Below are 8,940 nucleotides of genomic sequence, written 5' to 3'. Positions count from 1 at the left end.
CAAAGTGGAATTTGGGGTCCTTTTCTTTAAAAGAAATTCGCTTCTGAGCGGTGCTCAAAACATCACGAAATGGCTGAGATCGGGCTGGAACCGTGCTGGAGACGAATGCGCTATCCTACAGCCCGAGCAGCGTAGAGGCGTTCCCGCGGCACAAGGCGGTGCGGTGCTCCGGTGTGATGTCAGCTGCGGCAAGCTGAAGCGCGGTTGCCTCGGGCACCTGAATCGGCGCGCAGGAGCCGTAGCCGAGCCGGCTGGACGATCCGTTCAGGCAGAGCGAAGCGATGACGCCGATTGGCCCGTTCGCAAACCACAAATCGAGCAGGACCAGCTTTTCCCGCTGCGCTCTTTCATCATCGTTCAAATGTTCGGCGATGCCCGCCCATTCGTGGGCTCTGAGCCCGCTTAGCACGATCGGCAAACTCCCTGCTTGACGCAGCAGCTCGGCCACCTCGTGAGGCGGAATTTGGCTGACCGGAAGTCGCGGATGGACGAGCCGTTCGTCTTCCAGCCTAAGGCATATGTGCAAAGGAAGCCGGTACGACTCCAGCCTTTTGACCAGATCCAGCGCCTGCGGCGACGCCAAGCTGTACCGATGGTAGCCCGGAACGATGCGGATTCCGCGCGCGCCGGCGCCCGCGGCCCATTCCAGTTCTTGCTCCCAGCCGGCTTCGTCCGGATTGACGATGGCGAACGGCCATAACCGACTATCGCCCGCCGTTTCCCGGAACAGCTCCTCATTGCCTTCCCTCGTGTCGAATCCGAAAATAGAAGCGATATGACTGACGCACAGAGCGCCGAGTCCAAGCCGATCGGCCATAGCGGACAAATCGTCCGCCGACGCGCGTACCGACAGCCTTGCCGGCCATTGGCCCATAAATGCGGTCAAATCGATTGCCTTCTCCGCTGCAAAAGGCTCGAGCAGGCGCGTCGCCGCCGACAACGTATGCCCGGAAGCGCCGTGTTCCCGATTTTCAGCTTGTTTTCCCATTCCGTTGCTTTCCTTGCTTGCAGTCATTCCGTTACCTCCCAGTAGACTTATTGCTCCTGCATCGTCATATAGTCATCGCAAACCCGCTCGAACCGTTCCAAAGCTTCCGCGATATCTTCGTCCCTGTGACTGAAATTGACATAGGAGACGTTGTACATCGAAATCCCGTGCTTGTAAGCTAGTCGGAAAAACCGCGGCAGGTCACCGCCTTCCGTCGCTCTGAAAGCGGGGCACGGCCAGAAGCCGCGAATCTCGATCGGCACGCCCTTGGAGCCGAACATCCGGCTTAACCCGCCCCACAGCGTCTCGCCCTGCTTCCACAAAAAGCCGACGACATCGCGGCTCCGATACGTGTCCATACACGCTTTCGCCGCCGCGAGCGACAACGTCTCGCCGCCGAATGTCGAGGAGATGACCGCTTTGCCCGGCGCGCAGTACGACATGATGTCCTTCCGTCCGGCATAGACGGAAAGCGGCATGCCGTTGGCGATCCCTTTGCTGAATACGGCTAAATCCGGGGTAACGCCGAAGTATTGCTGGACTCCGCCGATCGCGATGCGGAACCCGGTTACGATTTCGTCGAACAGCAGCAGTGCCCCGTGTTTGTCGGCAATCGAACGCAAAGCGGGGTAGAACGTGCGTCCGTCTTCGATTCCGGCATAATCGGCGGCGACGACGATGGCCGCGATTTGACCGGCATGCCGGTCGAGCAGCTGCTCCAGCGCCGGGATATCGTTCCACCGGCAAGCGTGGTGAAGCTGGCTGACGGCGGAAGGGACGCCGGGCAATGTTTGGGCCGTGCGTCCGGGCAAGGCGACGCCGCCGACGGCGTTGCCGTTCAGCCAGCCGTTGTACCCGATTTGCACGACATGATCCCGTCCCGTATAGGCCCGGGCCAGCTTGATGGCGGCCGCAATCGCTTCTCCGCCGGTTTTCAGAAACCGTACTTGCTCGGCGCATGGAATCAGCTCGCGGCATAGCTCGGCGACTTCTCCTTCCAGTACATGAGGGTGGCCGTACACGATCCCGTTATCCAACTGACGCCGAATTGCCTCATCGACATCGGGAAACCCATAGCCGAGCGTAACCGGCCCGAGTCCGTTACGGAAGTCGATAAATTCGCGCCCGTCGACGTCCCAGATCCGGCACCCTTTGCCGCGCACGATAGCTCCCGGCTCCTCCGGCAAGTACAAGGGAGCTTTCGAGCCCGTGCTCGACCCGCCCGGTATCGATTCGTTCAGTCTTTCCGTCCATAGCTGCGATTGCGTTTGCTCCATCGCGTCCTTCGCCTCCTGCCGTTATTCGCGTAATCCATTGCGCTCCGCGCCTGGACCTCACTTGCTGAGTGCCGCCGCCAAATCTTTGTCGTGGGCTTCCGCCGCGTCGCGAAGCGCCGTGTTGATATCTTTTTTGCCCGTTACAATATCGATGAACAACTGTCCTTCATACTTCGTGTCGATCGACTGGTATTTGGTAACGCCCGTACTCGGCGCCAATTTCGGCCACAATATATCTTTGTTTTTGCCGGCAAACTCGGGCAAATCCGCGCTGTACTGCTTCATGAGCTCGGCGCTGTTTTTCGTGACGGGCAAATAGCCTTGCTTCGTGTAATAACTTTGAAATTCGTCGGAAGCGAAAGCGGCCGCTACTTGAAACGCGGTATCCGGATGCTTGCTGGTGCTCGTCACATACATATAGTTCGGATACGTTTGCGGGCCGGTGTCGGGCATTTCCTTGCGCTGGGGAAGGCGGATCATATCCCAGTTCAGCTCCTTCGGAAATTTGTAGAGCTGCCAAGTATTATCGAGTCCTACATACATGGCCGACGTCCCTTGCACGAAAGCGTTTACCATCTCGGCTACGGACGTTCCTTTCTCCCAATTGTTCCCGGGAACCCGGAAAAAGCTCGTCATAAATTCCATTTCTTTTTTGTACGGTTCGCCCATGTAAAGCGATTTGAACGTTTTGGCGTCTTGGCCGGGAGTCGAAGTTTGGTTCAGCAGGAACAAGTGCCAATAGGCCGCAGTCAATCCGCGATACGCGGTGCCGCCTTCTGTCCGCGACAATTTTTTGACGCTTTCGTAAATGTCGTCCCAGGTTGAATGGTTCGTCGGAAGCGGAACGCCGAATTGATTGAACAAATCTTTGTTGTAGAACAAAACGAGCGTATTCGCCGTAAAGGGGATGCCGTAAATACCTTCGCCTCCGGCGAACTTTCTTTGAATATCCACGCTGGAAGACTCCAGCTTGTTCAAATCGAAATTGTATTTTTTAATAAAGGGCGTCAGGTCGAGCTGCAGCTGGTTATCGAGAAGGGAACCGGGGGTCGAGCCGCTCGGGGTGATCAAAATATCGAACTTCTCGCCGGAGGCCAAATAGTCTTTAGTCGTTCTGCCGGAAACGGTCGGCATATATTTCAGTGTTACGTGCGGGAATTTTTTGGTGATATACGCGCCGAAATGCTTCTTCATAAAATCTTCCGTCATTCCGCTCATCGTGGCGTGAACCGCCAGCTCCACCGGCTCTGCCGGCGCGGGAGAGGGCGGCCGGCCGTCGTTCGCGGCCGCTTCGCTGCCCCCGCTTTGTTTGCCGGAGCATCCGGCAGCGAAAAGCGATGCGCTAGCCAAAACTACGGAGAACGTTCTCCAAACGCGGCTTTTGTTCATTTCGCTTCTCCCCCGGCATAGGAATGGCTGGTTTTGACTTCGCTCAGCAACGATACCATATTTTGACCCATCACCCGTTCAAAATCTTCTTCGCTTAGCCCTGCGCCAAGGACTTTGCCGATATTGCTGGCCAGACAGGCGCCGTACAAATCCGAACCGAACAATACCCGTTTCGCCCCAAGGCGCTTCACCGCTATCGCCACCTCACCGCCGCCGATCGGAGAACCCGAAGTATCCGTATACACATTCGGATAAGGCTCGACCAACTGGACGGAACTCTCCACTTGGCCGGACATGTGCGCCATAATGATACGCGCCTCCGGATAGAGGCGTGCCAAGTTCGCCACATGGGATGCGGTCGACTCGTAAGGAAGCTGTCCGACCGTCTTGCGCCAGGCGTGAATCAGAATCGGCGCGCGGTATTGAATGGCCTGCTCGATGAACGGATACGTCAGCGGATCGTCGCACAACGTCGCCACCCACAGTTTGAGGCCGATCATGCCTTGGTCTTCCATACGCCGGCGGAAGTCGTCCAGCGCCTTTGCGCCATGGCGCGGATTGACGTAACAATAACCGGATACCCTATCGGGATGTCGACGAATAACGGCAGACAGGTGATCGTTAGACTGGCTCACCTGCTCGAAGGTCGGGTAGTACCCCATGCCTACCACGGTGGAGCAGACGAAACGCTCTACTCCCAGCCGGTCGCCCTCGCTCAGCGTGAGCGGATGCAAATCCGCTCCTTGCAAATGCACGTGCGCATCGATCCAATTCAAGTTGACTCCCCCTTGAAATCATCATAATGGTATATGTACCTTACCTATACCATTAATTCATCATCAGTATACATCCCTATCCAAGTGCTGACAATACTTATTTCCGTGTGCGCGATGAATAGTTTTGGGGGGATTGCCGCATACTTACCGAAAAAAGGATGTGACCGAGGATGGAAGAGAAGCAGGATGCCGCTTTCCAGCCGAATTTGACGAATTACGATTTTATATGGGGAAGCGATCAGGATCAATATTTGCGCGAAGAGGAAAAAGAACCGCTGCCGGAGAGCGACAAGGCGGAGCGGGAAGAAGATCATGCGAACGAATAACAGACAGGCCGGAGAGCTCATGCTCCCCGGCCTGTATTCTTTCCAACCTAACTGCTTCCGAAAACCGTTATCTTCAACCACCGGGCCGGATCGAATCCATTCCGTACATGTACGGCCGCAGAGCGGGCGGGATATGGATCGAGCCGTCCTCCCGCTGATGGTTTTCGAGCAGCGGGATAAGGATGCGCGGAGACGCTACGGCCGTATTGTTGAGCGTGTGGCAGAAGCGCAGCTTGCCGTCCGCATCGCGGTAGCGGATGCCCAGGCGCCGCGCCTGGAAATCGTGCACATTCGACGACGAATGCGTCTCGCCGTAGCTGCCTCTGCTTGGCATCCACGTTTCGATGTCGAACTGCTTGTAGTTTTTTTGTCCCATATCGCCGGTGCAGACCGCGACGACCCGGTATGGAAGCTCGAGCAGTCCGAGCAGCTCCTCGGCGTTTTGCGTAATGTCCTGCAGCATTTGCTCCGACTCGTCGGCTTCGCCCCGGCACAGGATGACCTGCTCCACCTTGGCGAACTGATGCACGCGGTACAGGCCGTGCACGTCCCGGCCCGCCGAGCCGATCTCGCGGCGAAAGCAATTCGAGACGGCTGCGAGCCGGATAGGCTGCGAGACGTCGACGATTTCGCCGGCGTAATAGGAGGCGAGCGACGCCTCCGACGTGCCGACGAGCCACTTGTCGTCCGCGGGAAGCTCGAATGTCTGATCTCTTCCTCCGGGGAAGAAACCGGCGCCAACGAGCGTTTCCTCCCGGACGAGCAGCGGCACCTCCATTACCGTGAAGCCTTTCTTTGCAAGCAGATCGACGGCCAACTGTTGAACGGCCCGGTGCAGATGCAGTCCGGCGCCAAGCAAGTAATAGTTGCGGCTCCCGGCGACCTTCACTCCGCGGGCGATATCGATCAGGCCGAGCGACTCTCCCAGCGCGATATGGTCGCGGGCCTCGAAATCGAAGCCGGGAGGGGTCCCTACTCGTTTCACTTCCACATTGTCCGCATCCGACGCGCCGATCGGCGTATCGGGCGAAACGATGTTCGGGACGAGCAGCATCAGCTCCTTGCATCGGCTTTCGAGCTTCTCGAGCTGCGGCTCCAGGGCGGCCAGCATTTCCCCGACCCGTTTCGATTCCATTTTCAGTGCGTCCGCCTCTTCCCGCGATCCGGCTCGCATGAGGAGCGGTATTTGCTCCGAAAGCCGGTTCCGCTCGTGTCTCAAAGCCTCGGCTTCGGCGAGCAGCCGCTTTCTCTCCTCGTCCGTTCGCAGCAGATCGTCCAGCGGGACGGCCAGCCGTTTCCGCTCCGCCGTCAACTGCAGCAGTTCTTTGTTTTCTCGAATAAATCGGATGTCCAGCATGCAATCCACGTCCTTTTCCGCAAAATGGCAAAAAAGCGCCCTTCGTCGTTTGGGACGAGGAGCGCTTATCACCCGCGGTGCCACCCAATTTGACCGGATAACCGGCCCGCTTGGTTCCGCGGTAACGGGGCGGTTCCCGGCATGCTTAGAGGACGCCGCCGGACAGAAAAGCTGACGAATCCCGATCGCAAACGCCTCGGAGTTGGATGCTCGTCATCGGCATAATGCGCATATGTAATTGTGCAGTAGTATACCCCAATCCGTTTGTTTATGTCAAACGGGCAAAACCCCACCCACAGATCTAGTATTTTGTGGGTGGGGTAGTATGATATAGTAAATCAAATCTATCAACATATGGATCTGAACACGTTGGCCGGCAGAGGGGGATTTTATGCGGTTCAGCATTTCCGGAAAAGTTATGGTCATTTACGGCTCCATTTTCATCGCTATCATATTTTTAACTTTCGGGTTGTCTTATTACGGCACGGTAGGCCGGCTGGAGCAGGATCTGAAGAATACGCATCTTGCGCTGCTCAAGCAGATCGACGATAAAATCGAAATCACGTTCCGAACGACGGAGAAAGATTTGCTCAATTTGTCGCAGCAAGTCGAATACGTCTATTTCATGTACGACAGCTACGACGACCCTTCCCAGAAGTATGCGAATTTTTTTGCGCTGTCGAACAAATTGAAAACGATCGTGTCTACCAATGAGCAGCTCTCGTCCGTATTCGTCTACTCCGACGCAAGCAAAGACATGATGACCGATAAATCGTTTCTCCAGCGCAGCGATTCGGCGGACAATTGGCTGGCCGGCTACATCGATATGGAAGGGTACTCCAAGTGGATTTCCACCCACAAAGTGTGGGACGGCGACAAAGAGCACAACGCCGTTACGCATATCCGGCCGTATCCGCTTATCAGCAGTCCGGGGTACCGGAAAGGTCTCGTCGCCGTCAACATCACGGAGGACGAGCTGTTCCGCATCATGGGAGACGTGTACGACGGCGGTCAGCAGGACGGGCATACGTTCATCATTGACGGAAGCGGCGGTATCGTGACGCACGACGACAAGTCCCGGCTGTATACCGATATGACCGACGAGCCTTATATCAAACGGATATTGGGCGGGAACGGCAACGGGCAATTCACGGTCAAATCCGGCGGAGCCGAGCAGTCCGTATTCTACAGGACGTCGGCCTACACGGGATGGAAAATCGTCAGCGTCGTTCCGCAGAGCCAGTTGTATCAACCGCTGGAGTCGCTGCGCAAGCTGATGATCGCCATCGCCTCGCTGATGGTCGTCATGGCGCTGACGGCGCTTTTCTTCGTGAACCGCCGCACGTTCAAGCCGCTGGACCGGCTCGCCGGCAAGCTGTCCGGTTCGCTGAGGCATGTCAAGGCGGGACAAACGGGCAGCCTCGGCTATTTGGAGACGGCGTTCGACCAAATGTTCACCGATCGCGAGCAGCTTGAAAAAAGAGTGAGGGATTCCAAGCCGGCGCTGAAGTGGCGAATGGTGATGGATATGCTCACCGGATACCGGACCGATTATGCGTCCGTCAGCCGTCAGCTGGAGTTTATCGGCATAAGGCTTCTGCCGGAAATGTTCGTCGTCTGTACCGCCGAGTTCGACAAGGACGGCGGTATCGGCCCGAAGGACGAGACGCTGTACGCTTATGCGCTATGCAACGTCGCGGAAGAAGTGATCAATATGGAAAACGCGGGCATAGCGGTCGATCTGGGCGCAAGCTCGGCGGCGATTATATTCAGCTTTGCCGAGGGGGACGAGGAGCAGAACCATCTTCGCGCATTCGCCGCAGTCGAGCAAATTCTCGACATCATGAGACGCCAATTCGGCCTGCTCGTAACGGCGGGTGTCGGCCGGTGTTACCGGGATATGAGCGATATCCCAAGGTCGTACGACGAGTCGCAAAAAGCGCTGCAATACCGCATGGTCATCGGCAGCCATTCCGTCATTTCCGTCCTAGATTTGATCGGCTCGGACAACCAGGACTACTACCGGATTATCAAGATGACCGACCGCATCGTGGAAGCGCTCAGGCAGACGGAGTACGGCAAGCTGAACGAATTCGTCGCGGAGCTTTTCCGCGAAGCCGTTGGAGGCGGTCTGTCGCCGGAGCTGCTCCGGCAGCTTTCCTACGAGCTTGTCATGAAATCGCTGCAAGGGATCGCCGCGACGGGTATCGACACGGAAGAAACGCTGGCCGGCCTCGGCAATCTTCATGAGCGGATTGGCCGCTGCAGCGGCTGGAAGGATCTGGAAGACATCGTGCTCGCCGCGCTTGAGCAAATGGCGAGGAAGATCGAGGACAAGCGCATGCAGCGGGGCAGCCACAAGGCGATCGAGAAAATGGTCGCTTATATTCAGGAACATTACGGGCAAAGCGAATTTTCACTCGACCGGCTTGCCGACAAGTTCGAGCTCTCTCCGACATACATAAGCAAATTGTTCAAGGAACATATGGAACGAAACTTTATCGACTACCTGATCGAAATCCGGATCAATGCCTCGAAGGAGCTGCTGCTGGACAAAAACCGCAAAGTCAACGACGTGGCCGAAGCGGTCGGCTATACGAATACGCGCAGCTTTCTGCGCGCTTTCAAAAAATATACCGGCATGACTCCGAGCGAATACCGGGATTCGGCGATCGCCTCACAAGCCTCGCCGGAGTAGGATTGTTGCCGCCGCAGCATAAAAAAAGGCACCGGCTGCAAAAAAGGTCACGCGCCTTTTCGCAAAAAAAGGCACCCTCCGTATAACGCGTCTCTTTCCGCCGCAAGCCTCCCGTGCCTACAATGAAAA

General features: G+C 56.7%; 7 protein-coding genes. 2 read left to right on the top strand and 5 right to left on the bottom strand.

What is annotated here, in order from left to right:
- Positions 1-115 precede the first annotated feature (115 nt).
- Genes ABD796_RS03530 through ABD796_RS03515 form a run of 4 tightly spaced genes read right to left on the bottom strand, consistent with a single transcriptional unit; the run spans position 116 to position 4,430 of the window.
- A complete protein-coding gene (locus ABD796_RS03530; protein ID WP_344902904.1) occupies positions 116-1,015 on the bottom strand; it encodes an amidohydrolase family protein in 900 nt (299 codons plus the stop codon).
- A gap of 20 nt (positions 1,016-1,035) precedes the next feature.
- A complete protein-coding gene (locus tag ABD796_RS03525) occupies positions 1,036-2,265 on the bottom strand; it encodes an aspartate aminotransferase family protein (RefSeq protein WP_344902901.1) in 1,230 nt (409 codons plus the stop codon).
- A 57-nt stretch (positions 2,266-2,322) separates the two neighbouring features.
- Positions 2,323-3,654: an ABC transporter substrate-binding protein gene (locus tag ABD796_RS03520; protein ID WP_344902898.1), complete on the bottom strand. Its 1,332-nt coding sequence runs from the start codon at positions 3,652-3,654 to the stop codon at positions 2,323-2,325.
- Positions 3,651-4,430 carry an amidohydrolase family protein gene (locus tag ABD796_RS03515; RefSeq protein ID WP_344902896.1) on the bottom strand — a complete coding sequence of 260 codons (780 nt, stop codon included), beginning with the start codon at positions 4,428-4,430 and terminating at the stop codon, positions 3,651-3,653. Before ABD796_RS03515 ends, ABD796_RS03520 begins: the two co-directional genes overlap by 4 nt.
- Positions 4,431-4,600: 170 nt before the next feature.
- Here ABD796_RS03515 and ABD796_RS03510 point away from each other — a divergent pair, with 170 nt between their 5' ends.
- Positions 4,601-4,756 carry a hypothetical protein gene (locus ABD796_RS03510; RefSeq protein ID WP_344902893.1) on the top strand — a complete coding sequence of 52 codons (156 nt, stop codon included), beginning with the start codon at positions 4,601-4,603 and terminating at the stop codon, positions 4,754-4,756.
- A gap of 73 nt (positions 4,757-4,829) precedes the next feature.
- On the opposite strand, the gene serS is transcribed toward ABD796_RS03510, so the two are convergent.
- On the bottom strand, positions 4,830-6,113 hold the full coding sequence (gene serS, locus ABD796_RS03505) for a serine--tRNA ligase (RefSeq protein ID WP_344902890.1): 1,284 nt from the start codon (positions 6,111-6,113) through the stop codon (positions 4,830-4,832).
- A 391-nt stretch (positions 6,114-6,504) separates the two neighbouring features.
- Here serS and ABD796_RS03500 point away from each other — a divergent pair, with 391 nt between their 5' ends.
- Positions 6,505-8,811 (top strand): helix-turn-helix domain-containing protein, encoded by a 2,307-nt coding sequence (locus ABD796_RS03500; RefSeq protein ID WP_344902887.1) that lies wholly within the window; start codon positions 6,505-6,507, stop codon positions 8,809-8,811.
- Positions 8,812-8,940: the final 129 nt, after the last annotated feature.

This window comes from Paenibacillus hodogayensis, from assembly GCF_039536325.1.
In the GTDB taxonomy this organism is placed as follows: domain Bacteria; phylum Bacillota; class Bacilli; order Paenibacillales; family NBRC-103111; genus Paenibacillus_AB; species Paenibacillus_AB hodogayensis.
This window is presented reverse-complemented; position numbering and strand designations above follow the sequence as displayed.

Bases quoted from the DNA above. Each gene is read 5' to 3' on its own strand.
- ABD796_RS03530 (WP_344902904.1), bottom strand. From the start codon at position 1,015: ATGACTGCAAGCAAGGAAAGCAACGGAATGGGAAAACAAGCTGAAAAT.
- ABD796_RS03525 (WP_344902901.1), bottom strand. From the start codon at position 2,265: ATGGAGCAAACGCAATCGCAGCTATGGACGGAAAGACTGAACGAATCG.
- ABD796_RS03520 (WP_344902898.1), bottom strand. From the start codon at position 3,654: ATGAACAAAAGCCGCGTTTGGAGAACGTTCTCCGTAGTTTTGGCTAGC.
- ABD796_RS03510 (WP_344902893.1), top strand. From the start codon at position 4,601: ATGGAAGAGAAGCAGGATGCCGCTTTCCAGCCGAATTTGACGAATTAC.
- serS (WP_344902890.1), bottom strand. From the start codon at position 6,113: ATGCTGGACATCCGATTTATTCGAGAAAACAAAGAACTGCTGCAGTTG.
- ABD796_RS03500 (WP_344902887.1), top strand. From the start codon at position 6,505: ATGCGGTTCAGCATTTCCGGAAAAGTTATGGTCATTTACGGCTCCATT.